Consider the following 22,844-nt stretch of genomic DNA (forward strand, 5'->3'; position numbering starts at 1 on the left):
AAAATAGAACCGGCAGCATACCAGCGCGGGCGGCTGGCGTAAAATCTCACGCGCCGCAGATGACATTTCCCGGCGAAACGGAAACAATACAGCGTTCAAATTTTTCAATGCTGCCAGGCACTTCCTGTCAGCATTGCTCATACTATAGCTGTGGCGAGGTTTTCACCTGCCACCGTCGGAACAAGAGAGAATACATGGGCCAGATCGCCCCACGACGTCGCAGGACGCGCGCACCGCGTACTTTATTACCTTGGTTGCAACGTTGGCTGCCGCGCATTCCGCGCAAAGCCGCCAGCGAGGAGGATTCACGAATGGCTTCCGATCACACTTCCCGCGTTCCCGCCGCACTGCAGCGCGTTTGGCATCTGCTGGATGATGTGCGGTGGATGGATCCGCTGCCTGCTTTGCATCGTCGTGGCATTGTTATTGCCCTGCTGGTGCTGCTGCTGGCGTTTCTCTGGCCAAGCAGTACGCCACAGTATCCGGTTGAGCGTCCGGCAGACACTAACGCTAAAGAAGTACCAATGCAGGCGGAGATTTACGATAACAATCAACAGCAGAACACGCCGCCGAAAACCGATTCGCAGGGCGAATGGCGCACCTACAATGTGGCATCAGGCCAGACGCTGGCGCAGCTGTTCCGCGACAACAATTTGCCGGTGAATGATGTGTTTGCCATGGCGCGTGTCGAAGGTGATGGTCAGCCGCTGAGCGCGTTGCAGAATGGTCAGCAGGTGAAGATTCGTCAGAACGCGCAAGGCGTGGTGACCGGTTTAACGGTGGATGGCAGCAACGGTCCGGTGCTGTTTACGCGTCAGCCGGATGGCAGCTTTATCCGCGCTCAGTAAATCGCAGAAACAAAAACGCCGGCGCAAGGCCGGCGTTTTCGCATTACTGAGTGAACTTACTCAGCAACTACATTCACAACCAGTTTAGCGAATACTTCGCTATGGATCTGGAAGTCAACTTCGTGCTCACCGGTGGTGCGCAGTACGCCTTCTGGAAGACGAACTTCGCTTTTAGCCACTTCAACGCCAGCTGCAGTTACTGCATCAGCGATGTCACGGGTACCGATGGAACCGAACAGTTTACCAGCGTCGCCTGATTTAGACGCGATGGTTACGTTGCCCAGTGCGTTGATTTTCTCTGCACGTGCGTTAGCAGCAGCCAGAACGTCAGCCAGTTTGGCTTCCAGTTCAGCGCGACGTGTTTCGAAGAACTCAACGTTTTTCTTGGTAGCAGGAACAGCTTTACCCTGTGGAACCAGGAAGTTACGAGCGTAGCCCGCTTTAACGTTAACCTGATCACCCAGGCTGCCCAGGTTTGCTACTTTATCAAGCAGAATAACTTGCATTACCTTATCCTCTTAAAGTCGTTAATGGACAACTACCGATTACTGATGACGATCAGTGTACGGAAGCAGGGACAGGTAGCGAGCGCGCTTGATGCAACGAGCGAGCTGGCGCTGGTATTTTGCACGAGTACCGGTAATACGGCTCGGGACAATTTTACCGCTTTCGGTAATGTAGTTTTTCAGTGTAGCGATATCTTTGTAATCAATCTCTACAACGCCTTCCGCGGTGAAACGGCAGAACTTGCGACGACGGAAATAACGTGCCATTTGGCTAGTCTCCAGAATCTATCAAATCAATCTGCTCGGCATGTAACACCATTCTACTCTGACCATTGCGTGCCTGATGGCAGCTAATAAAGCCTTCAAGAGTGAGTTGCGTGCCGACCGTTATATGTTGAGTAATCACCTGATGGGTGCTGCCGCTGATAATCACCGGCATTTGACACCAGGCTTGCCGGTGGAAACCGGCTTCCTCTTGCACAGAACGATGCTCAAGCACGAACTGGCAATGAGGAATCCCTGACGGACTGACTTTTCGAACCGGCGTCTTGCACACAGTGCCAGACAGGCGCAGTCGATTTGCCGTCATGTCGGATTACTCTTCAGAATCCCCAGCATCTGAGTCATCAGCCGATTCGTTAGCAAAGTCTTCGCGGCGATCACGACGCTCGTCTTTAGCTTTAACCATCGGAGATGCTTCAGTTACCGCGTGCTTAACGCGCATAACCATGCTGCGGATAACGGCGTCGTTGAAGCGGAAGTTAGTTTCCAGCTCGTCAATCACTTCCTGCGGCGCTTCTACGTTCAGCAGAACATAGTGAGCTTTGTGCAGTTTGTTGATTGGGTAAGCCAGCTGACGGCGGCCCCAGTCTTCCAGACGGTGAATCGTGCCCTGTGCACCGGTGATAGCACCAGTGTAACGCTCGATCATACCTGGAACCTGTTCGCTCTGGTCAGGGTGGACCATAAATACGATTTCGTAATGACGCATCGATAGCTCCTTACGGATTATTCAGCCTCCTGTCAGGGTCAGCTGCGGCCCACGGAAGCAAGGAACGTTATAGGTTGCGAATCATTTAAAAAATGAAACACACCTCTGAATGCAGCTGAAAAATTGACGCGTAATCATACTGGCGTCCTTGTGGAAACTCAAGCGCACAATTCATCAAATGGCGACTATCGTGCCAGCTGATGCGGCTTTTTGTGCTAAGTGAGATGCGTCAGTGAGTTAGCGAGCGTTTGATCAAATTCTCTGAACAAGGCGTTCAATGGGACGATCTGGCGGCAAGTTGGTTAAGAACTACACTATTTACAGGCGCAACGAATAATCCTATTTGCCGCGTCTGAGAGTGCAATCCCTGTGAGTCTGGAGTCGATTATGAAAATGATCATTTTCGCCACTTTACTGGGTCTCTTCCTGTCTCCACCCGCTTTTGCCAGCTCCGCTGACTACGCGCAGCAGATGAGAAGTAACAGCAACGCGGCATCAGGCTATGTCTACGTTAATAGGTTGGATGCGCCTGCAAGCAGTAACCCAGTCAGTGCCAATACCAGCGCCGCCGAACGGTTGTCATCACAACTTTAGTTCGGCAACTTAAACGGGCTGGCGCCAATCACGCCAACCCGCATTTTTTATAAATGGTGTTTAAAGAAACTGACCAGCGCCGTCAGGGCCGAAGGCGTGATTTTGTGGCCGATGTTCTTTTCGGAAAGCGCGGTCATCTGTTGATCGAGTTGCGCCTCGCCTAACGCTTTCTGCAGACGCGCCGTTTCGGCAAAGGGCACCACTTCATCCGCTTCGCCGTGCCACAGCAGTAAAGGTCGATTCGCCAGTTTCTCCAGTTGCTCGCTGGGATCGTACGGCGCCAGCGGCGCTAAGCGCGCGGCAAAAGCCTCTTTCTGTTCTGGCGTACGCGCCACCAGCGGCGGAAACAGCGTATGACTCAGCTGCATGAAGTAGCCGGAACCCATTAAACACGCCACGCTGTGGATTTGCGGATAGCGCGCCATTGCGCCCAGCGCAGTCATGCCGCCCATCGAGGCTCCCGCCACGGCAAAACGCTCATCGGCAATCCAGTCGTTATCGCGCAGCACCTTTTCCAGCAACGGCACTTCATCGATGTTCTGTTTGAGGATCTCCCAGAAGTGGGTCATACGTGCATCGGTATCGCCGTTGTAGCGCGCGCCGTGCATGTCCGCATCGGGCATGATCACGCGGAAACCGGCCTGCGCCAGCGCCACGGCAAAGTAGCTGTAAACCTCTTTCGATGAGGTAAAACCGTGATAGAACAGCACCGTGGGTAAGCGCGCCTGGCGCTGCCCGGCCGGTGCTGCGTGAATACATTCGATGCCTGCCAGATTCTCCGTTGCCAACTCAATCATACCGCCTCCATTGAGAATGATTATCACTGGACTCAGTGTAAGCGCTGCCGGACAAAATGCGAGCCACTTCACATTAAGTTTGAATAATTTCTGCCCTAAACATTTAGCCCGCTTTGCCGTTGATCTTGTACCCCTTCAATAATCTCAAAAGGTACTTTATGAAGCGTCTTTCTCTCAGCGCCATGGGTCTCGGAATCAAGCTGTCTGTATTGACGTCTTTGAGCGTGGCAATTGTGCTATTTACTCTGACCTTAACCCTGAGCCATAACGCGGCACGTCAGCTGGAGCAGCTGGCAACCGATGATATGCAGAATCAGGTGCAAGGCATTAATGAAATGGCCACCATGTTCAACGCCACGCTGTCGGAAGAGGTGGCGAATTACACCAAACTGTTCCAAAGCTTCCTGCCAAAACGTTTTAGTCGCGACGACAGCGAACGTGTTCAGGTGGGCGAATTCAGCACGCCAACGCTGCGCGCGGGATTGAAAACCCTCAACCTCGATCAAATCGCGGTGGATGATTTTCTCGATCGCACCGGTGCGGTTTCCACCATCTTCGTGCGTGACGGCGAGGATTACATTCGTATCGCTACCTCGCTGAAAAAAGAGGATGGCAGCCGCGCGGTGGGCACCAAACTGGATCGCAGCAGCGCGGCCTGGCGCAGCATCAATCAGGGCACGGTGTATCGCGGCCTGGCGACGCTGTTCGGCCATCGTTACATCACGCAGTATCAGCCGGTGCAGGATAGCAGTGGCACGGTGATCGCCATCCTGTTCGTCGGGGTGCAGATCGATGCGCAGTATGCGCTGATGCGCGACAAAGTGCTGGCGCGCCATCTTGGCGACAGCGGCACCTTCTCGGTTTTGAACGGTGCGCCGGGCAGCAGCCAGGGCCAATATCTGTTTGATCGTCACGCTGAAGGCAAACTGCCGCGCTGGGATAACGCCACGCAGCAGCAACTGCTTAGCCAGCCGAAGGGATTAGTGGCGGTTGAACTGGATGGCGAAACCAAACTGCTGGCGTGGCAGCAGCTTCCCGGCTGGAACTGGATTATCGCCGGTGAAGTGAGCCGTGCCAGCCTGCTGGCGCCGATCACACACAGCCGTAACCTGTTTATGACGATTGGGCTGGCGCTGGTGATCGCTTTTGCCATGGGCTTTATGTGGTACAGCCGCCGCGCCATCACGCGCCCTCTGCAGCAGGTGATCCATCTGGCAGAACAGTACGCCGCCGGTAATCTGCAGGCACATCTCGACTCTTCACGTCGTGATGAGATTGGTCAGTTGGTCAACGCGATTAACGGCATTGGCGATGGGCTGGAGAAAGTGGTCAGTCAGGTGCGTTCGGCGGCGCGTGAAATCAGCAGCGGCACCGATACCATCGCCGCCAGCAGCTCCAGCATCAGCGAGCAGATTGGACGTCAGGCCAGCAGCGTGGAGGAGACCTCGGCCAGCATGGAGCAGTTTGGCGCTACTGTGGCACAAACCGCGGCCAATGTGCGTCAGGCGATGGCGCTGGTCGGTGAAGCGGCTAACACCGTGAATCACGGCGGCAGCACCGTGGCACGATCGGTGGAAACCATGTCGGAGATTCGTGTGGCGTCGCAGAGCATCGCCGATATCACTCACGTGATTGAGTCAATTGCGTTCCAGACCAACATTCTGGCGCTCAATGCGGCGGTTGAAGCGGCGCGCGCCGGTGAACACGGTAAAGGCTTTGCGGTGGTGGCGGCGGAAGTGCGTGCGCTGGCACAGCGCAGTGCCACGGCAGCCAAAGAGATTGATGGCTTGATTGCCAGCTCAATCGATAAAGTGGCGGCTGGCCATACGCTATCCGAGCAGACGCGTGATGCGATGAGCCATATCGTCAATCACATCGACCAGGTTAAGACGCTGATGGGCGAAATCAATATTGCCGCGCAGGAACAGGCGGCGGGCATTGGTCAGGTGAATCTGGCGATGAATCACATCAGCCAGGCCACGCATCAAAGCAGCGATATGATTAACCAGTCAGAAACCACTGCCAATCATCTGAGTAAGAAAGGTCATCATCTGACGCAGCTGGTGAGCATTTTTCATCTGAAGGACTAAAAGCCACGGGAAGATGGCTTACACTTGAGCCATCTTCCTGCTTCAGGAGTTGCTATGCGTACCCTCTATTTGGCCTTAACTCTGCTGCTCAGCGGCTGCGCCGCTTTCACCACCACGCCACAAGCTCCGCCGCCACCCACGCAGCAAGCGCAGGAGATTTCACGCGCGCAAAGTTATGGTCTGCCAAAGCTCGGCAATATCACCGCCACCACACGCGGATCGCCGGATGATGCGCAGCGCGCTATTGCTGCTAAGGCCAATCGGGCGGGCGCGGTTTACTATCAAATTTTGATGCTGGATGAAACCACCATTCCCAGCTTCTGGTACGCTACCGCCATTCTGTATGGCGCGCCGTCAAGCGGCACTGCAGCGCAATAGTAAGCGTGCGCAGAGATCGTCGCTCAATGCACGCGTGCCGCGCAGATCGAGATGCTGCTGACACCAGCCATCGGCCAGCGGCGGCTCTGCCACTTTGAGCAGAATCGCGGCACTCGCCAGCTGCAGTAACTCGCGTGTGATCTCCCGCGCCTGCCCTTCGCGCGGATTCGCGAGCTGCAAGCGTAACTGCCGCCAGCGGCGATCAAAGTGACGATTACTGCCTTTCACCGCATCAAACTCATCGTGCAGCATGGTCATCACCTCGGCGTGGCGGCCGAGCACGCGCAGGACATCCAGGCACATCACATTGCCGGATCCTTCCCAAATGCTATTGACCGGCATCTCACGATAAAGACGCGGCAGCTCGCTCTCTTCGCAATAGCCAATGCCGCCCAGCACTTCCATTGCTTCTGCCACAAAGGGCATGCCTGCCTGACAGACCACGAATTTGGCGGCCGGTGTGAACAAGCGTGCGTACAAGCGTTCATGTTCGCTGGCCGGTGTTGACCAGGCGCGCGCCAGTCGCAACATCAAGGCGGTTTGTCCTTCCAGTTGCAGCGCCTGTTGCGCCAGCACTGCGCGCATCAGCGGCTGATCGATAAGGTTCTTGCCCATCACCTGACGCTGCTGCGCATGGTGTACGGCAATCGACAGCGCACGACGCATCTGTCCGTGGCTGCCCAGCGCGCAGTCGAAGCGCGTCATGCCGCCCATCTTGAGGATCAGCCGCACGCCGTCGCCCTCTTCGCCCATCAGCCAGCCGATCGCATCCTGAAATTCCACTTCAGCGCTGGCGTTGGAACGATTGCCGAGCTTGTCTTTCAGTCGTTCGATGCGAATAGCATTGCGCGCGCCATCCGGCAGCAAGCGGGGCAGGAAGAAGCAACTTAGTCCTTGAGAAGTCTGCGCCAGAATCAGATGCGCATCGCTTTGTGGGACCGAGAAAAACCATTTATGGCCGGTGATGCGATACGCTTCGCCCTGCCCGCGCACGCCGAGCGGTTCGGCGCGTGTGGTGTTGCTCAACACATCGGTGCCGCCCTGTTTTTCCGTCATGCCCATGCCTATCAGCAGGCCGCGTTTCTTATTGCCCGGCAGATGATGCGCATCGTAACGATCGCTGAGCAGCGCTTCGCGCCAGTCAGCGTAGGGTTCAGGCAGATGATTTTGTAGCAGCGGAATGGCGGCGTGCGTCATGGTCACCGGACAGAGCGAGCCCGCTTCCACCTGTGCATGCAGGATAAAACGTGCGGCACGCGCCACCATCGCCTGTGGCTGCACGTCGGGCTGCCAACTGAGATTGTGAAGCCGGCTGGCGCACAATCCCTGCATCAGCAGATGCCAGGCGGGATGAAAACGTACTTCATCGAGACGTTCGCCGCGCGCGTTGTAGCGCAGCAGTTCTGGCGCTTCAACGTTCGCTAAGCGGCCTAACTCAAGGGATTCGGCGCTGCCAAGTTGCAGGCCGACTGAAGCCAGCCATTCGCGATCCCAGCTGGCGCCTTCGCGTGCAACGGCCTCGCACAGGGCGATATCTCGCGTGAACAGGTTGCTGTTGCTGAGCGGATCGGGCTGATTGAATACGGTGTGGGTGTGCCAAATCATACATATCCCCGTCATACTTCGAGCTACAGGTGCGTTGGCTGCGTGTGTTCACCCCAGTCACTTACTGATGTAAGCTCCTGGGGACTCACGCACTTGCCGCTTGCCGCCTTCCTGTAACTCGAATTATTTAGGGTATAAGTATGTAGCTGTTTTGCAGTTATGCCTGGTCTGGAAATTTTTTTGCGGTGGGGATCACGCCTGACGCTGGCGAACGGCTTCGAACAAGCAGACGCCGGTGGCAACTGACACGTTGAGTGACGAGACGCTGCCGGCCATTGGGATGCTGATCAGCTCATCGCAATGCTCACGCGTCAAACGACGCATGCCTTCACCTTCCGCACCCATCACCAGCGCCATTGGGCCAGTCATTTTGCTTTGGTAAACGGTGTGATCGGCTTCGCCTGCGGTACCAACGACCCAGACGTTGTATTCCTGCAGCAAGCGTAAGGTACGCGCCAGGTTGGTGACGCGAATCAACGGCACGTTTTCTGCCGCGCCGCTGGCCACTTTCTTCGCGGTGGCATTCAACGGTGCTGCACGGTCTTTTGGCACGATGACCGCATGCACGCCAGCGGCATCCGCGCTACGCAGGCAAGCGCCGAGATTGTGCGGATCGGTAACGCCATCCAGCACCAGGAGGAACGGCTTCTCAAGGCTCTGCAGCAGATCCGGCAAATCACCTTCCTGATACTGCTTGCCTGGCTTCACGCGCGCCACAATGCCCTGATGCACGCCGCCTTCAACCTGGCTATCGAGCCATTGACGGTTCGCCACCTGCACCGGGATTCCCTGAGCTTCCAATGCGAGGATCAGCGGCTGCAGGCGACGATCTTCGCGGCCTTTAAGGATAAAGACTTCCTGAAAACGCTGAGGATCGCGCTCCAGCAGCGCCTGCACGCTATGAATACCAAAAATTATTTCACTCATTACTTTGCTCAAGGTTGGATTTAGATCGTTGAATACGGAGATTCGGGTGCGCATTGATGCGCACCCTGCAACGTTTTCGTCTGGTCGCCATACAAGGCGACCAAACTATCAGGCTTCGTCAGGCTGCTTCTTCGACGCACGCTTGGACTTGGTGGCGGCGGCGATTTTACGGGTTTTCTCGGAAACTTTTTTGCCTTTTTTCTCGCTTTTAGCCGGTTTCTCAGCAACGGCAGGCTTTTTCTTGTCGCCACGGAACGCTGAATCAGGCTCGAAAGTGCCCTTCTTACCGGCATCACGACGACGTTTAGCTGGCGGTTTGCCGCCGCGTTTCTCACGCTCGCGCTCGGTTTTGCCTTCGCCGCGCGGTACACGCTTGCTGGAAATCAGCGCGAAGTCGATTTTACGCTCGTCCATATGTACTGCATCAACGCGCACTTCCACCGCATCGCCCAGACGATAAGTACGACCGCCGGATTCGCCGATCAAACGCTGCCCCACCGCATCGAAGCGATAATAGTCGTTATCCAGCGTCGAGACGTGCACCAAACCATCGATAAACAGATCGTTGAGACGTACGAAGAAACCAAAGCCGGTCACGCTGGAGATCACGCCGTTGAACACGGTGCCAACCTGATCCTGCATGAAGTCACACTTCAGCCAATCAGCAACATCGCGCGTGGCTTCATCAGCACGGCGCTCGGTCAGCGAACAGTGCTGGCCCAGCTGCAGCATCTGCTGCATGTCGTAGTGATAGCCACCGGTCGGCGTGGTGATGCCATCGACTTCGCCGCGCTCTTTTGCCAGCAGATATTTGATGGCGCGATGCAGCAGCAAATCCGGATAACGGCGAATCGGCGAGGTAAAGTGCGCATAAGACGCCAGCGCCAGGCCGAAGTGCCCCCGGTTTTCAGGATCGTAAACGGCCTGCTTCATCGAACGCAGCAGCATGGTTTGCAGCATTTCCGCGTCTGGACGATCGGCAACTTGTTTCAGCAGAGCAGCATAATCGGTCGGGTGCGGCTTAGCGCCGCCCGGCAGGCTTAAGCCCAGCTCGTTCAGTACGGTACGGAAGCTTTTGATGCTGTCTTCGCTTGGGCGATCGTGATCGCGGAACAGCGCAGGCTCTTCATTTTTTTCAACAAAACGCGCCGAGGCGATGTTGGCGAGAATCATGCACTCTTCAATCAGCTTGTGCGCATCATTGCGTGAGGTGCGCTCAACGCGCTCAATGCGACGCTCGGCGTTGAAGATGAACTTGGCTTCATCGGTCTCAAACGAAATGCCGCCACGCTGCTCGCGCGCGGTTTCCAGCACCTGATACATGTTGTGCAGTTCTTGCAGATGAGGAACCTGCGCCGCGTATTGTTCACGCAGATCGGCATCACCTTGCAGAATGTTCCACACTTTGTTGTAGGTCAGTCGCGCATGGGAATTCATCACCGCTTCATAGTGTTTGAAACCGGTGAGTTTGCCGCTGGAGGAGATGGTCATCTCGCACACCATGCACAAACGATCAACCTGCGGATTTAGCGAGCACAAGCCATTGGAGAGAATCTCCGGCAGCATCGGGATAACCTGCGACGGGAAATAGACCGAAGTACCGCGCTGATGCGCTTCATCGTCCAGCGGTGTGCCCGGACGCACGTAATAGCTGACGTCAGCAATCGCCACCCACAAACGCCAGCCGCCGCCGCGCTTCTTCTCGCAGAAAACAGCATCATCAAAGTCGCGCGCATCTTCACCATCAATGGTGACCAGCGGCAACTTACGTAAATCAACACGCCCAAGCTTCGCCTCTTCCGGCACTTCTTCTTTTAGCTTAGCGATCTGCTTCTCAACTTCTTCCGGCCAGGTGTGTGGGATTTCATGAGTGCGCACCGCCATATCGACCGCAAGGCTGGTGCCCATATCGTCGCCAAGCAGTTCAGTAATCTTGCCGAGCGCCTTGGTGCGACGCGTGGCACGTTGGGTGATTTCCACCACCACCACCGAACCCATACGCGCGTTGAGCGTTTCTTCTTGCGGGATCAGAATATCAAAGCTCAGGCGGCTGTCGTCTGGCACCACAAATCCGGTGCCCGCATCGGTGAAGTAGCGACCAACGATCTGGCTGTTACGCGGTTCAAGCACACGCACAACGCGCGCTTCGCGACGACCTTTACGATCGGCGCTGCCCGGCTGCGCCAGAATTACGTCGCCGTGCAGGCAGAATTTCATCTGTTCGGCAGAGAGATAGAAATCATCTTTCTGGCCTTCCACGCGCAGGAAGCCGTAGCCATCGCGATGACCAATCACTTTTCCGCGCAAGAGATCGAGACGTTCTGGCAGGGCGTAACATTGACGACGCGTAAACACCAGCTGACCATCGCGCTCCATGGCGCGCAGACGACGACGCAGCGCTTCCAGTTGCTCTTCGCTGGTGATATTCAATTCCTGCGCGATGTCATCGCGGTTGGTCGGTTTTTCCCGTTTTTCTAGCAGTGCCAGAATAAATTCGCGGCTTGGAATTGGGTTTTCGTATTTTTCAGCTTCTCTATCCTGAAAAGGATCTTTTGACATTACGGTTCCTCCGATGTCATTTAATTTGGATTGCCACCGGCGGTTCGGACAATAAAAGTTGGTACAGCGAATCGTTATCTTTGACCAAATCGGCCAGCGTATACTTGTCCAGTTCCTTGAGGAATAGCTGGACCGCATCGTGCAATGCTTTACGCAAACGACAGGCCGGCGTGATCACACACTCGTCGCAGTTCACGAGCTGCAACGGCTCCATTCTTCGCACCACATCGCCAATGACGATTTTTTCCGGGTCCATGCCTAAACGAATTCCGCCGTTTTTACCGCGTGTTGCGGCGACAAAGCCAGCCCGGCTCAGTTGGTTGATGATTTTAACCATATGGTTACGCGACACCCCGTAGGTATCGGTGACTTCGGTAATGTTGGTCTGCTTACCTTCCGGTAACGTCGCCATGTAAATCAGGGCACGCAGACCATAATCGGTAAAACTTGTTAGCTGCACATATACCTCAGTGAATCATCGAACGTTATGGTTATGCGCCGGTCGGCGTGATGTTTAAATATGATGATAAACCAGAGCGTGGTGGCCGGTGCGTTTTTTCTGGCAAGTATCGATATCTGCAAGAAAAAATAGAGTGAGTGGAGTCAAAGATTAGAAATACAAAGGCCGGACAGAGTCCGGCCTGAGGAGATTATGCGTCGAACGGGTCGCGCAAAATCATGGTCTCACTGCGGTCTGGGCCGGTAGAAATAATATCAATCGGCACACCGGTCACTTCTTCTACACGTTTGATGTAGTCACGTGCAGCTTGTGGCAGACCTTCCAGCGTCTTAACGCCGAATGTGGTCTCGCTCCAGCCTGGCATGGTTTCGTAAATCGGCTCAATGCCTTCCCAGCCTTCAGCCGCCAGCGGCGTGGTGGTCATTTCGCGGCCATCTGGCATGCGATAAGCCACACAGATTTTCACTTCTTTCAGGCCATCCAGCACGTCCAGCTTGGTCATGCAGAAACCTGACAGCGAGTTGATCTGTACTGCACGGCGAACGGCAACCGCATCCAGCCAGCCGGTACGACGACGACGACCGGTGGTCGCGCCGAACTCGTTACCTTGTGCACACAGGAACTCACCGGTTTCGTCGAACAGTTCGGTCGGGAATGGACCTGCACCAACGCGCGTTGAGTAGGCTTTGACGATACCCAGCACGTAATCAACATAGCGAGGACCAATACCTGAACCCGTCGCTACGCCGCCTGCGGTGGTGTTCGATGAGGTCACGTACGGATAAGTACCGTGATCGATATCCAGCAGCGTACCCTGTGCACCTTCGAACATGATCAGGTCGCCACGCTTACGCGCGCCGTCCAGCAGATCAGACACATCAACCACCATGCTGGTAATGATATCGGCAACCGCCAGCGTATCACTCAGCACTTTTTCGTAGTCAACAGCGTCAGTTTTGTAATAGTTAACCAGCTGGAAGTTGTAGAAATCGACGATCTCTTTCAGCTTCACCGCAAAGGTTTCTTTGTTGAAGAGATCGCTCACGCGCAGACCGCGACGTGCCACTTTATCTTCATAGGCAGGACCGATACCGCGACCGGTGGTGCCGATAGCTTTGGCGCCACGCGCTTTTTCGCGCGCCACATCCATTGCTACGTGGTATTGCAGAATCAATGGGCAGGCTTCAGAGATCAACAGACGTTCACGTACCGGCACACCGCGTTCTTCCAGACCTTTCATCTCTTTCATCAGCGCTTCAGGCGACAGTACAACGCCGTTACCAATGATGCTGGTGACGTTTTCACGCAGGATGCCAGATGGAATTAAGTGGAGGACGGTTTTTTCACCGTTGATGACAAGTGTGTGGCCTGCATTATGGCCACCTTGGTAACGCACGACGTAATTCGCGCGCTCTGTCAGAAGGTCTACGATCTTACCTTTACCTTCGTCACCCCATTGGGTGCCCAGTACGACGACGTTCTTACCCATTTTTTCAAAATCACCGATTGCTTAAAAATGGATTCTACCACCTGACTTTTACTCTTTCAGCACTTTTAGCATACGATTGCGCTGTTTTTTGCCTGAGTTTTGCTCAGCTCACAACATGTTGGGGGAACAGCGGCCAACAGACACAATTGAGTCGCGCGGCATCACACAAATTTACGCTGATTAACGCGCATGCATACTGATCATGGCGTAAATAACCACGCCGGCCACCACTAAACCGCCACCAAAACGATGCAAGAGACGATCGGGCAACTGCGTCATCGCCAGAATCATGCGTCTCCATGCGCGTGGCATAAACATCGGTCCAAGTCCTTCCAGCACCAAAACCAAAGCCAGCGCCATCCAGATGGTTGAATTCATGATTTTTCCCAAAAAAAAGGCCGACAACATTGTCGGCCTGGACTTTATATCAGTTCTTAACGCGTGGCGTTAGAGGGCGCTTTCATATAGCGGAAGAAATCGCTATCCGGGCTCAGCACTAACACATCCTGATTGTCTGAGAAGCTATTCTCATAGGCACGCAGGCTGCGGATAAAGGCATAGAAATCCGGATCCTGGCTGAAGGCATCAGCAAACAGTTTTGCTGCTTCACCATCACCTTCACCGCGAGAAATCAGCGCTTCACGCTGTGCTTCTGCCAACGTACGCGTGACCTGATAATCGGCCTGCGCACGCAGTTTCTCTGCCTCTTCCTGACCTTGTGAACGCTGACTACGCGCTACCGCTTCACGCTCGGCGCGCATACGGTTGTAGATCGCGTCAGAAACCTCAGTCGGCAGGTTGATCTGCTTGATGCGCACGTCGACAACTTCAATACCCAACGCAGCCATACTGTTCGGGTTTGGTGCCGGCTCGCTGCTGTTGGTTTCACGTTCTACACGTGCTGCCGCATTCGCAATGGCGTCATCCGCAGCTGGCGTCTGAACGTCATCATCATTACCTGCGCTACCGGTGTTCAGGGCATCACGCACGTCAGTGGTCAAACGGCCACGCGAATCGGTCACGATGTCTTTCACATCCAGACGCCCCATTTCAGAACGCAGACGGTCACTGAACTTACGTTTCAGCAGCACTTCAGCCTGAGAAACGTCGCCACCACCGGTTGCCAGGTAGTAACGGCTGAAGTCACTGATACGCCATTTGATATAAGAATCAACGATCAGGTCTTTCTTCTCTTTGGTAACAAAGCGGTCAGCCTGGTTATCCATGGTCTGAATGCGTGCATCCAGTGATTTCATGGTTTCGATAAACGGAATTTTGAAATGCAGACCCGGTGCGTACACCAGCGGTTTGTTTTCGTCATCACGCAGAACCTTACCAAAGCGCAGCACGATGCCGCGTTGGCCTTCCTGCACCACGAACAGTGACGCGTAAAGCACCACCAGCACTACAATAATTACGGCGATGATTGGCTTACGCATCGATTACTCCCTCCCCTGGCGCTGGGTATCGTTGCGCAGCGCATTGGCGCGACGCTGATCCATGATGCTGTCTGGACTGTAAGATGAAGTATCTCCCCGATTCGCATTGCTATCGGACGACGAAGGAGACTTCATTAAATTCGTCATTTTCTGACCGCCCTGGCCAGATGCCTGACCACCGCGCATCAGTTGATCCAGTGGCAGAACCGTCAAATTGTTACCACGATCGCTGATCAATACCTTGCGGGTATGACTCAGCACGCGTTCCATGGTTTCAATGTAAAGACGTTCTTTCGTGATTTCTGGTGCAGCTTTATATTCCGGCAGCAAGCGGGCAAAACGTGCCACTTCACCTTGCGCTTCTAACACCGTACGCTCTTTGTAAGCACGCCCCTCTTCGAGGATACGCTGCGCCTGACCATTAGCACGCGGCTGAACTTCGTTCGAATAAGCTTCAGCTTCACGAACGTACTGTTCACGGTTTTCACGCGCGGCAATCGCATCGTCAAATGCGGCTTTAACTTCTTCCGGTGGACGCGCCGCCTGGAAGTTTACGTCCAGCAGGGTAATACCCATGTTGTACGGACGGATGGTCTCGTCGAGCTCACGCTGAGTTTCGCTACGTACCACGGTACGGCCTTCCGTCAGGATGCGGTCCATGGTTGAGCGACCAATAACGCCACGCAAGGCGCTGTCAGTGGCCTGACGCAGGCTGTCGTCAGCGCTGGTCACGGCATACAGATAACGCTCAGGATCGGTCACGCGGTACTGTACGTTCATCTCAACGCGCACCACGTTCTCATCCGACGTCAACATCACGCCAGACGCGGCCAGTTCACGTACGGCTTCTACGTTTACGGCACGAACCTGATCGACGAAAGTCGGTTTCCAGTTGAGGCCAGGCTCAACCAGATGGCTAAATTTGCCAAAGCGCGTGACGACGCCACGTTCCGCTTCTTTGATGGTGTAGAAACCGCTAGCCGCCCAGATAACGACCGCCGCTACGGCAACGATGCCAACTATTTTGCCACCGCTACCGCCGCTGCGTTGGCCATTGTCATTCTGTTTGCCACCGCCCAGTCCGCCGAGTTTTTTACTCAGCTTTCGGAAGATATCATCCAGATCAGGTGGTCCCTGATCGCGACCTCCTTTATTTCCCCCAGAGTTGCCGCCTTGATTATTGCTGCTTCCCCACGGGTCGCGGTCCTGTCCGTTATTTCCGGGCTGATTCCACGCCATGTTTCTACTCCATTTATTGTATTTACGGCTTACCCTTCATCTTTCAGATTGTAGCGGCGTTGGCTGCTTTCACTCATCCCGGTCACTTACTGATGTAAGCTCCCGGGAATTCGTTCAATTGCCGCCTTGCTACAACCTGAAATCTTTTGGGTAAGATCGGTTAGGCAACGGTCAAACAATATAACTGGCTAGCGACGGCTCTTGTTTACACAGACGACGCCAATCAACGATCGGCATACGCACGTGTAAACTCACACAGCCATCATCTTCATTCCATTCTTTTTCTATAGCATGCAACTGATAAAAACGACTGCGTAAACGGCCCGCTTCCGGCGGCAGACGTAAATCGTACTGTGCAATCTCACCGGCTAAACGCTCAGAAAGCGCCTGCCACAGTAACGGCAGACCCACGCCGCTCTGTGCAGATAACCAAACGCGAATCGGTTGGTTCTCTTCGTTGCGATCGATACGCGGCTCAAAGTCCTCCAGCATATCGATTTTGTTCATGACCATCAGTGCTGGAATTTCATCGGATTCTATTTCTGCCAGCACTTCATTCACGGCTTCGATGTTGTCATTGATACGTAAATCAGCCGCATCAACGACATGGAGCAGCAGCGCTGCCTGACGCGTTTCCTGCAGCGTAGCTTTAAACGCAGCCACTAAGTCATGTGGCAAATGACGAATAAATCCCACTGTGTCAGCCAGAACCACTTCACCAACGTCTGCAACATTCAGGCGACGTAAAGTCGGATCAAGCGTCGCAAACAGTTGATCTGCCACATAAACATCAGCGGAGGTTATTGCATTAAACAGGGTAGATTTGCCTGCGTTGGTGTAGCCCACCAGAGAAACGGTTGGCACGTCAGCTTTAGCACGTGATTGGCGGCCCTGATCGCGCTGCTTCTCAACACGCTCAAGACGGGAAAGGATCAGGCTAATTCGATTGCGTAGTAAACGGCGGTCCGTTTCCAACTGGGTTTCACCCGGACCACGTAAACCGATACCACCTTTTTGGCGTTCAAGGTGCGTCCATCCACGCACTAAACGTGTTGCCATATGGCGTAACTGTGCCAGCTCGACCTGTAATTTACCCTCATGGGTACGGGCGCGCTGAGCGAAAATATCAAGAATTAGGCCGGTGCGGTCAACGACACGACATTCGCACACACGCTCTAAATTACGTTCCTGGGCAGGAGTTAAGGCATGATCGAATAAAACGACCGATGCTCCACTCGCTTTCACCGCATCGGCAATTTCAACTGCCTTTCCTTCACCGACAAAATATTTGGGATGTGGCGCTTTACGGCTGCCCGTAATGACTTGCAGCGCTTCAACGCCCGCAGAAGAGACAAGAGTTTCAAACTCCTGCAAATCTTCCAGCTCTTTGTCTTGGGAGAACCAGATGTGTACCAGTACGGCCTGCTCACCGGCTTCATAACGGTCAAACAAGCTATAACCTCGCTAAAATAAAATAACCAGGACAGGAAAACGTGCTCGTTCTCCAGCCCTGGCTTTACGGCAGCGCAAAATTATTCTGCGTTATCGCCGTCTTGTTGTGGCTGCGACTGAGCGCCTTGGTTGCTTCCGCTGTGATGATAGTTGCTGCTACCACCGCTGCCGCCCGCGTTATTGCTATGGTGCGACACTGGGCGAGAAGGAACCACTGTAGAGATGGCGTGCTTATACACCATCTGGCTGACCGTGTTTTTTAACAGAATGACGAACTGATCAAAGGATTCAATTTGCCCTTGCAGCTTAATACCATTCACCAAATAGATCGAAACCGGTACACGTTCACGACGCAATGCGTTCAAAAACGGGTCTTGTAAAGATTGCCCCTTAGCCATTCTATCTTTTCCTTATATGCTTGTTGTTTGTTGCTTTAAGAACCGTGGTTCAGAAAAACTGCGTAAAAATTTGCGCACGATAACCAATCAATTGTACACAATCATCCCTGCTACGCACTAACTACCTTAAGCACCGCATTACGCGCTAACTCTGGCTCATCACTGTTTAACCAGTGTACTTCAGGCCAGCCGCGTAACCAGGTCATCTGGCGTTTAGCGAGCTGCCGAGTGGCGCAAATTCCCCGATAAACCATTTCGTCGTAATCGATTTCGCCTGATAAATAAGACCACATCTGGCGATAACCTACACAACGAATGGAAGGCATGTCCGTATGCAAATCACCTCGCGCAAACAGTGCACGAGCCTCCGCTTCAAATCCTGACGCTAGCATCTGGTCGTAACGCAACGCAATGCGTTGATGTATCAGTTCGCGACTCGCAGGTGCGATAGCAAACTGGTACACGTCGTAGGGTAACGCTTCGCCGGAGGTTTTTGTCAGTTCCGTTAAAGTTTTACCCGAAATAAAAAAAACTTCCAGTGCTCGCGAAAGTCTCTGCGGATCATTCGGATGAATACGACTACCGGCGACCGGATCGATTTCACACAGCTGACGGTGCAGGGCTTCCCACCCTTTCTCCGCCGCCATTTGCTCTATTCGCTGACGCACCTCGGGATCGGCCGAGGGCAACGGCGACAATCCTTCAAGTAACGCCTTGAAGTAGAGCATGGTTCCACCAACAAGCAACGGAATCTTCCCCTTCCGGGTGATCTCCGCCATTTCTGCCAACGCATCGCGACGAAATTCTGCGGCGGAATACGCTTCCGCCGGATCGCGAATGTCCAGCAAACGATGGGGCGCCAGTGCTAACTCTTCTGCCGACGGTTTCGCCGTGCCAATATCCATCCCGCGATAGATTAAGGCAGAGTCAACGCTAATAAGTTCCACCGGAAGTTGCTGACGCAGCGAAATCGCTAATGCCGTCTTACCGGAGGCGGTAGGCCCCATCAAAAAAATTGCCTTTGGCCGGCTAGCCTGGTTTATTTCACTCATGCTTCAACGCGTTCAGCGCGCTCTCAATCTCAATGGTCTGTAACAGACCTGAAGGCGGCGACTTCAGCAGTTGCGGGCAAATCCTTTCCAGCTCTGCCAGCAGTGCAATCGCCTGCGAGTGATTCCAGTGAGCGTCTTCTGCATCATCTCGACGCGCCAGCCATTGGGCCAACGTGGATGCAGAAACCTCTTGCTGCCGGGCCAGGTAGCCTAACAGTTCTGGAATCAAGATTTGTAAATTTTGTGTTCGTAACGGTAAAGGCACCGCGCGCAGCGTGACGTGCTGCCCTTCTCGTTGTAAATCAATGCCCATCTGTCTCAGCAGCGCGGCATGATCGGCGATAGCGGCCAGTTCCGGCGCGGCAATTTTCAGGCGTACCGGGATCAGCAATGGCTGCGGTTTTAAGCCCTCTTCGCCTGGTTGCAGCTGGGCCTGTTTTAACCAGTGTGCCGCCACGGCCAGCGATAACAATTGCAGCGCGCTGCCACGTTCCAGCAGCGCATAACGATCCTGTAAAACGCTTAACACGCGGCCAAAACTTTGCGCGTGGGCGGCCAGCGGTGCTTCACGTGTTTCCGGCTGACGCACTGGAGCCGCCGCAGGAACTGGCGCAGCACGCGGCGTTTCTACCACCGGCGTTTTCATCAACTGCTTATACGCATTGCCTTCACGCGCACTGTAAACCGGCTCCTTACTCTGCCAGCTTGCAGCCGCAGAAGCGCTACCGCTGCGTGGCGTGTTGCTGGGCTGGGCAAAGTGGTTCGCGCCTGCTGCCTGGCGGTTTTCTGGCTGCCACTTCGGTGCCGGTTCTTCGACGTGGGTGATGGGCAATTCCGGCGCGCGACTGGCTTGCAGCGCGCTCATCACGCCTTGCCAGATAAAATCATGTACCAAACGCGACTGATGGAAACGCACCTCATGCTTAGCCGGATGAACGTTGACATCTACCTGATGCGGATCGATCTCCAGATAGAGCACGTAAGCCGGCTGCTGATCGTCGCCAAGCTGCGTTTGATACGCCTGACGAATTGCGTGATTGATCAGCTTGTCGCGCATCATGCGTCCGTTGACGTAGCAATATTGCAGGTCGGTAACCTGGCGCGAGCCGTTGGGATCGGCGACCCAACCGCGCAGCGCTAAATCGTCGTGCTGCCACTCAATACGCAAAGCATGCTGCATAAACGTGGTGCCGCAAATGGCACCTAAACGCCGCTCCCGCTGCGCATCTTCACTGACCGCGCGATACTGGCGCATCAACTTGCCGTTGTGGCTAAGCGAGATGGCGACGTCAAAGCGTGCCAGCGCAATGCGACGAATCACCTCATCAATATGGGTAAATTCGGTCTTTTCGGTACGCATGAATTTGCGGCGTGCGGGCGTGTTATAGAACAAGTCGAGCACTTCCAGCGATGTGCCCACCGGATGCGCAGCCGGTTTCACCGTCACATCCATGTCGCGCCCTTCCGCGTAGGCTTGCCAGGCTTCGCTTTGATCGGCGGTGCGTGAAGTCAGCGTTAAACGAGAAACAGAACTGATACTGGCGAGCGCTTCGCCACGAAAACCGAGGCTCATGATCGCCTCAAGATCATCGAGCGAGGCTATTTTGCTGGTCGCATGCCGCGCCAATGCCATCGCCAGTTCGTCTTTGGCGATGCCGCAGCCGTTGTCGCGAATGCGGATGAGCTTCGCGCCACCTTTCTCAATATCGACATCAATGCGCGTGGCACCGGCATCCAGGCTGTTTTCCACCAGCTCTTTTACGACCGACGCCGGGCGCTCAACCACTTCGCCTGCGGCAATCTGGTTCGCCAGCTGCGGCGGTAAAATCTGTATTGGCATGGTGGTGATCCTTCTGGCTGGTTGGCTCACGAAGAGCCAACAATCAGGATTGCGGAATTTTTAAGTTTTGCCCCAGCATCACATTGCTCGACTTCATATTATTCGCCTGCATGATGGCTTTCGAGCTCACGCCATAGTGCGCGGCAATGGCCGTCAACGAATCGCCGCGCACCACTTTATGCCGGGTTGGACGACTCGCCGACGCCACGCTAACGCTGGATTTCGCTGGCACCTTCAGGCGCTGCCCTACCCAAACCACATCGCGCTTCAGGCTATTCATCTCACGTAACGTCGCCATGCTCACGCCATATTTTGCCGCGATGCCGGACAATGTTTCGCCACGCGTCACGGTATGACGCTGCGTCGCGCCGGTATATTGCACCGTGCCGGTCGCCGGGTTGCTGGCTACGCTAACCGCTGGTGCGCTGTCCAGCGGCCGGTTTTCCTCCTTTGGGATCGATTGCAGCGGATGCGTAAGGAAATAATTGCGCAGGCCTTTATAAATCGACTGAGCAATCTTCTCCTGATACGCGCTGCTGCCAAGCAGCCGCTCCTCCGCGGCATTACTAATAAAGCCGGTTTCGACCAGTAAAGAAGGAATATCCGGGGAACGTAAAACGCCAAGGCTGGCATGTTCCGGCAGACGTTTATGCAGCGGCGTAATACCGCGTAGCTGCTGCAGGACTTTGACGGCGACGTCATAACCTACACGCTGTGAATGACCAAACTGCAAGTCCAGAACCGCCTGGCTGAGATAGGGATCGGCCTGGCTATTCGCCAGCAGGTCGCCTGCGCCGCCTAGCAGCTCAGATTGTTTCTCTTTCTGTTCCAGCCAGTTCGCCATTTCGTTATTGGCGCGGCGGTTAGACAGCACCCAAACCGATGCGCCGGTGGCGGAATGGTTTGGCGCGGCGTCGGCGTGGATGGATACCAGCAGGTTTGCGTTCTCTTTACGTGCCACTTCGGAACGGCCCATCACCGAGATGAAATAGTCGCCGTTGCGCGTCAGCACCGGTTTGAACATCGGGTCCTGATCCATCAGCGCTTTCAATTTACGCGCAATCGAGATGGTGACATTTTTCTCATGCAAACCGTGCTGACCTGATGCACCGGGATCCTGGCCGCCGTGTCCGGCGTCAATCGCCACAATCACCACATCGTTGCGGCTGACCGAGTTGCCGGGACGCACGGTGGTATTGCTGCTGGTCACCGCAGTCACCTGATTGGCGTTGAACGGATTGCCCTGGCTGCTGCTTTGCGGCTGGCTTTCACGCGCCGTGGTGACAGGTGCGGCAACGGCCGGACGCTTCGCTGGCTGCGTCCCACGAATGGTGAAAACCACGCGATAATTACTGCCATCGCGCTGCGTGCTGGCGCGCGTCTGCGCGGGCTGCGTCAGTTCGAACACCAGACGCAGGCTTTGCTTATCTTTCGGCTGGCTATGGCGAATGCGCTGCACAATATTTTCGCCGCTAAAATTCAGCGGCAGACCTTTAATCGCGCCGCTTTGACGAATATCGAGCACCACACGATTGGGATTATGCAGTGGGAAAAAGCCATACACCGGTTGACCGTTAAAGCTCAGCGTGACGGTGGCCTGGCTATCGCCATTTTCAACTTTGATATCTGATAACGTGGCAGACAACGCCGAGGCAGAAAACAGGCACAGCAAGCCCAGTACAATGATTCTCATCCGTGACATCATGCCGGATCCCTGCTTTGCTGGAATTGAGTTAACAGCGCTTCGCCCGTGGCGGAAACCGCACTAATTTCGGCTTCACGCGCCGCATCAACATAGCGCAACGTCAGCGCTAAATCGGGCTCAGGCAGCACGCCAGTTCCCTGCTGCGGCCACTCAACCAGACAGAGCGCGTCGCCGGTGAAATAGTCGCGGATGCCCATGAACTCCAGCTCTTCGGGATCGGCAAGACGATAGAGATCGAAATGGTACAGCGTGCGAGAGCCGAGCTCGTAGGGCTCGACCAGCGTGTAAGTTGGGCTTTTTACATTGCCTTGATGGCCGAGCGCCTGCAGAAAACCACGGCTAAAGGTGGTCTTACCGGCACCCAAATCGCCATAAAGATAGATCACCAGCGCGCTGTTGCAGACGCGCGCCAATTGCGCACCCAGATTCAGGGTTGCCGCCTCATCGGGCAAAGGGATAACACAGGTCTTCATGC

General features: G+C 54.8%; 23 protein-coding genes. 4 read left to right on the forward strand and 19 right to left on the reverse strand.

Annotation, left to right across the window (positions count from 1 at the left end; translation table 11 throughout):
- Positions 1–194: 194 nt before the first annotated feature.
- On the forward strand, positions 195–848 hold the full coding sequence (locus tag ACXIZX_RS16920) for a LysM-like peptidoglycan-binding domain-containing protein (protein ID WP_179452047.1): 654 nt from the start codon (positions 195–197) through the stop codon (positions 846–848).
- Between the two features lie 56 nt (positions 849–904).
- Here ACXIZX_RS16920 and rplI read toward each other — a convergent pair whose 3' ends face one another.
- From rplI to rpsF, 4 genes are read right to left on the reverse strand one after another with little or no spacing between them, the layout of a single operon-like run.
- Positions 905–1,354, reverse strand: coding sequence for a 50S ribosomal protein L9 (gene rplI / locus ACXIZX_RS16925; protein ID WP_008103594.1), 450 nt, complete (start codon positions 1,352–1,354; stop codon positions 905–907).
- Between the two features lie 39 nt (positions 1,355–1,393).
- Positions 1,394–1,621, reverse strand: coding sequence for a 30S ribosomal protein S18 (gene rpsR / locus ACXIZX_RS16930; protein WP_002210155.1), 228 nt, complete (start codon positions 1,619–1,621; stop codon positions 1,394–1,396).
- A 4-nt stretch (positions 1,622–1,625) separates the two neighbouring features.
- Entirely contained in the window at positions 1,626–1,943 is a 318-nt protein-coding gene (gene priB / locus ACXIZX_RS16935) for a primosomal replication protein N (RefSeq protein ID WP_007892027.1), read from the reverse strand.
- A 6-nt stretch (positions 1,944–1,949) separates the two neighbouring features.
- On the reverse strand, positions 1,950–2,345 hold the full coding sequence (gene rpsF / locus ACXIZX_RS16940) for a 30S ribosomal protein S6 (RefSeq protein ID WP_007892026.1): 396 nt from the start codon (positions 2,343–2,345) through the stop codon (positions 1,950–1,952).
- A gap of 387 nt (positions 2,346–2,732) precedes the next feature.
- Between rpsF and ACXIZX_RS16945 the strand changes: the two genes are divergently transcribed.
- Positions 2,733–2,939: a hypothetical protein gene (locus ACXIZX_RS16945; protein WP_061720184.1), complete on the forward strand. Its 207-nt coding sequence runs from the start codon at positions 2,733–2,735 to the stop codon at positions 2,937–2,939.
- Between the two features lie 47 nt (positions 2,940–2,986).
- Here the strand turns inward: ACXIZX_RS16945 and yjfP are convergent, their stop codons facing one another.
- Positions 2,987–3,736, reverse strand: a complete 750-nt coding sequence (gene yjfP, locus ACXIZX_RS16950) for an esterase (RefSeq protein ID WP_008103597.1) — start codon at positions 3,734–3,736, stop codon at positions 2,987–2,989.
- A 158-nt stretch (positions 3,737–3,894) separates the two neighbouring features.
- Between yjfP and ACXIZX_RS16955 the strand changes: the two genes are divergently transcribed.
- Together ACXIZX_RS16955 and bsmA are read left to right on the forward strand one after the other, a co-directional pair.
- Positions 3,895–5,826, forward strand: a complete 1,932-nt coding sequence (locus ACXIZX_RS16955) for a methyl-accepting chemotaxis protein (RefSeq protein ID WP_179452046.1) — start codon at positions 3,895–3,897, stop codon at positions 5,824–5,826.
- A gap of 54 nt (positions 5,827–5,880) precedes the next feature.
- Entirely contained in the window at positions 5,881–6,204 is a 324-nt protein-coding gene (gene bsmA, locus ACXIZX_RS16960) for a biofilm peroxide resistance protein BsmA (protein ID WP_179452045.1), read from the forward strand.
- On the opposite strand, the gene ACXIZX_RS16965 is transcribed toward bsmA, so the two are convergent.
- The 14 genes from ACXIZX_RS16965 to tsaE all read right to left on the reverse strand — a co-directional run bounded on the left by ACXIZX_RS16965 (position 6,181) and on the right by tsaE (position 22,842).
- A complete protein-coding gene (locus ACXIZX_RS16965) occupies positions 6,181–7,809 on the reverse strand; it encodes an isovaleryl-CoA dehydrogenase (protein ID WP_179452044.1) in 1,629 nt (542 codons plus the stop codon). The genes bsmA and ACXIZX_RS16965 overlap by 24 nt on opposite strands.
- Positions 7,810–8,001: 192 nt before the next feature.
- Positions 8,002–8,736, reverse strand: a complete 735-nt coding sequence (gene rlmB / locus ACXIZX_RS16970) for a 23S rRNA (guanosine(2251)-2'-O)-methyltransferase RlmB (protein ID WP_007892019.1) — start codon at positions 8,734–8,736, stop codon at positions 8,002–8,004.
- A gap of 108 nt (positions 8,737–8,844) precedes the next feature.
- A complete protein-coding gene (rnr, locus tag ACXIZX_RS16975) occupies positions 8,845–11,295 on the reverse strand; it encodes a ribonuclease R (protein ID WP_154154936.1) in 2,451 nt (816 codons plus the stop codon).
- 16 nt (positions 11,296–11,311) lie between these two features.
- Positions 11,312–11,755, reverse strand: a complete 444-nt coding sequence (gene nsrR, locus ACXIZX_RS16980; protein ID WP_008103609.1) for a nitric oxide-sensing transcriptional repressor NsrR — start codon at positions 11,753–11,755, stop codon at positions 11,312–11,314.
- Positions 11,756–11,945: 190 nt separating this feature from the next.
- The gene (locus ACXIZX_RS16985) at positions 11,946–13,244 is read right to left on the reverse strand and encodes an adenylosuccinate synthase (RefSeq protein WP_008103611.1); all 1,299 of its coding nucleotides are present in this window, start codon (positions 13,242–13,244) and stop codon (positions 11,946–11,948) included.
- A gap of 180 nt (positions 13,245–13,424) precedes the next feature.
- Complete coding sequence (locus ACXIZX_RS16990) at positions 13,425–13,622, reverse strand: DUF2065 domain-containing protein (protein ID WP_008103612.1); 198 nt, start codon at positions 13,620–13,622, stop codon at positions 13,425–13,427.
- A gap of 56 nt (positions 13,623–13,678) precedes the next feature.
- On the reverse strand, positions 13,679–14,683 hold the full coding sequence (gene hflC / locus ACXIZX_RS16995; RefSeq protein WP_008103613.1) for a protease modulator HflC: 1,005 nt from the start codon (positions 14,681–14,683) through the stop codon (positions 13,679–13,681).
- Positions 14,684–14,686: 3 nt separating this feature from the next.
- Entirely contained in the window at positions 14,687–15,922 is a 1,236-nt protein-coding gene (hflK, locus tag ACXIZX_RS17000; protein ID WP_008103614.1) for an FtsH protease activity modulator HflK, read from the reverse strand.
- Between the two features lie 171 nt (positions 15,923–16,093).
- On the reverse strand, positions 16,094–17,374 hold the full coding sequence (gene hflX / locus ACXIZX_RS17005) for a ribosome rescue GTPase HflX (protein ID WP_179452043.1): 1,281 nt from the start codon (positions 17,372–17,374) through the stop codon (positions 16,094–16,096).
- A gap of 80 nt (positions 17,375–17,454) precedes the next feature.
- A complete protein-coding gene (hfq, locus tag ACXIZX_RS17010) occupies positions 17,455–17,772 on the reverse strand; it encodes an RNA chaperone Hfq (protein WP_008103618.1) in 318 nt (105 codons plus the stop codon).
- A 110-nt stretch (positions 17,773–17,882) separates the two neighbouring features.
- Positions 17,883–18,824: a tRNA (adenosine(37)-N6)-dimethylallyltransferase MiaA gene (gene miaA / locus ACXIZX_RS17015; RefSeq protein WP_154154930.1), complete on the reverse strand. Its 942-nt coding sequence runs from the start codon at positions 18,822–18,824 to the stop codon at positions 17,883–17,885.
- Positions 18,817–20,664 carry a DNA mismatch repair endonuclease MutL gene (gene mutL, locus ACXIZX_RS17020; protein WP_479404614.1) on the reverse strand — a complete coding sequence of 616 codons (1,848 nt, stop codon included), beginning with the start codon at positions 20,662–20,664 and terminating at the stop codon, positions 18,817–18,819. Before mutL ends, miaA begins: the two co-directional genes overlap by 8 nt.
- Positions 20,665–20,707: 43 nt before the next feature.
- Entirely contained in the window at positions 20,708–22,369 is a 1,662-nt protein-coding gene (amiB, locus tag ACXIZX_RS17025; RefSeq protein ID WP_479404615.1) for an N-acetylmuramoyl-L-alanine amidase AmiB, read from the reverse strand.
- Complete coding sequence (gene tsaE, locus ACXIZX_RS17030; RefSeq protein ID WP_479404616.1) at positions 22,366–22,842, reverse strand: tRNA (adenosine(37)-N6)-threonylcarbamoyltransferase complex ATPase subunit type 1 TsaE; 477 nt, start codon at positions 22,840–22,842, stop codon at positions 22,366–22,368. Before tsaE ends, amiB begins: the two co-directional genes overlap by 4 nt.
- Positions 22,843–22,844 lie beyond the last annotated feature (2 nt).

It is taken from the genome of Candidatus Pantoea symbiotica, from assembly GCF_056491525.1.

Excerpts from the sequence above, each read along its gene's own strand:
- ACXIZX_RS16920 (WP_179452047.1), top strand. The coding sequence starts at position 195 with ATGGGCCAGATCGCCCCACGACGTCGCAGGACGCGCGCACCGCGTACT.
- rplI (WP_008103594.1), bottom strand. The coding sequence starts at position 1,354 with ATGCAAGTTATTCTGCTTGATAAAGTAGCAAACCTGGGCAGCCTGGGT.
- rpsR (WP_002210155.1), bottom strand. The coding sequence starts at position 1,621 with ATGGCACGTTATTTCCGTCGTCGCAAGTTCTGCCGTTTCACCGCGGAA.
- priB (WP_007892027.1), bottom strand. The coding sequence starts at position 1,943 with ATGACGGCAAATCGACTGCGCCTGTCTGGCACTGTGTGCAAGACGCCG.
- rpsF (WP_007892026.1), bottom strand. The coding sequence starts at position 2,345 with ATGCGTCATTACGAAATCGTATTTATGGTCCACCCTGACCAGAGCGAA.
- ACXIZX_RS16945 (WP_061720184.1), top strand. The coding sequence starts at position 2,733 with ATGAAAATGATCATTTTCGCCACTTTACTGGGTCTCTTCCTGTCTCCA.
- yjfP (WP_008103597.1), bottom strand. The coding sequence starts at position 3,736 with ATGATTGAGTTGGCAACGGAGAATCTGGCAGGCATCGAATGTATTCAC.
- ACXIZX_RS16955 (WP_179452046.1), top strand. The coding sequence starts at position 3,895 with ATGAAGCGTCTTTCTCTCAGCGCCATGGGTCTCGGAATCAAGCTGTCT.
- bsmA (WP_179452045.1), top strand. The coding sequence starts at position 5,881 with ATGCGTACCCTCTATTTGGCCTTAACTCTGCTGCTCAGCGGCTGCGCC.
- ACXIZX_RS16965 (WP_179452044.1), bottom strand. The coding sequence starts at position 7,809 with ATGATTTGGCACACCCACACCGTATTCAATCAGCCCGATCCGCTCAGC.
- rlmB (WP_007892019.1), bottom strand. The coding sequence starts at position 8,736 with ATGAGTGAAATAATTTTTGGTATTCATAGCGTGCAGGCGCTGCTGGAG.
- rnr (WP_154154936.1), bottom strand. The coding sequence starts at position 11,295 with ATGTCAAAAGATCCTTTTCAGGATAGAGAAGCTGAAAAATACGAAAAC.
- ACXIZX_RS16985 (WP_008103611.1), bottom strand. The coding sequence starts at position 13,244 with ATGGGTAAGAACGTCGTCGTACTGGGCACCCAATGGGGTGACGAAGGT.
- ACXIZX_RS16990 (WP_008103612.1), bottom strand. The coding sequence starts at position 13,622 with ATGAATTCAACCATCTGGATGGCGCTGGCTTTGGTTTTGGTGCTGGAA.
- hflC (WP_008103613.1), bottom strand. The coding sequence starts at position 14,683 with ATGCGTAAGCCAATCATCGCCGTAATTATTGTAGTGCTGGTGGTGCTT.
- hflK (WP_008103614.1), bottom strand. The coding sequence starts at position 15,922 with ATGGCGTGGAATCAGCCCGGAAATAACGGACAGGACCGCGACCCGTGG.
- hfq (WP_008103618.1), bottom strand. The coding sequence starts at position 17,772 with ATGGCTAAGGGGCAATCTTTACAAGACCCGTTTTTGAACGCATTGCGT.
- miaA (WP_154154930.1), bottom strand. The coding sequence starts at position 18,824 with ATGAGTGAAATAAACCAGGCTAGCCGGCCAAAGGCAATTTTTTTGATG.
- mutL (WP_479404614.1), bottom strand. The coding sequence starts at position 20,664 with ATGCCAATACAGATTTTACCGCCGCAGCTGGCGAACCAGATTGCCGCA.
- amiB (WP_479404615.1), bottom strand. The coding sequence starts at position 22,369 with ATGATGTCACGGATGAGAATCATTGTACTGGGCTTGCTGTGCCTGTTT.
- tsaE (WP_479404616.1), bottom strand. The coding sequence starts at position 22,842 with ATGAAGACCTGTGTTATCCCTTTGCCCGATGAGGCGGCAACCCTGAAT.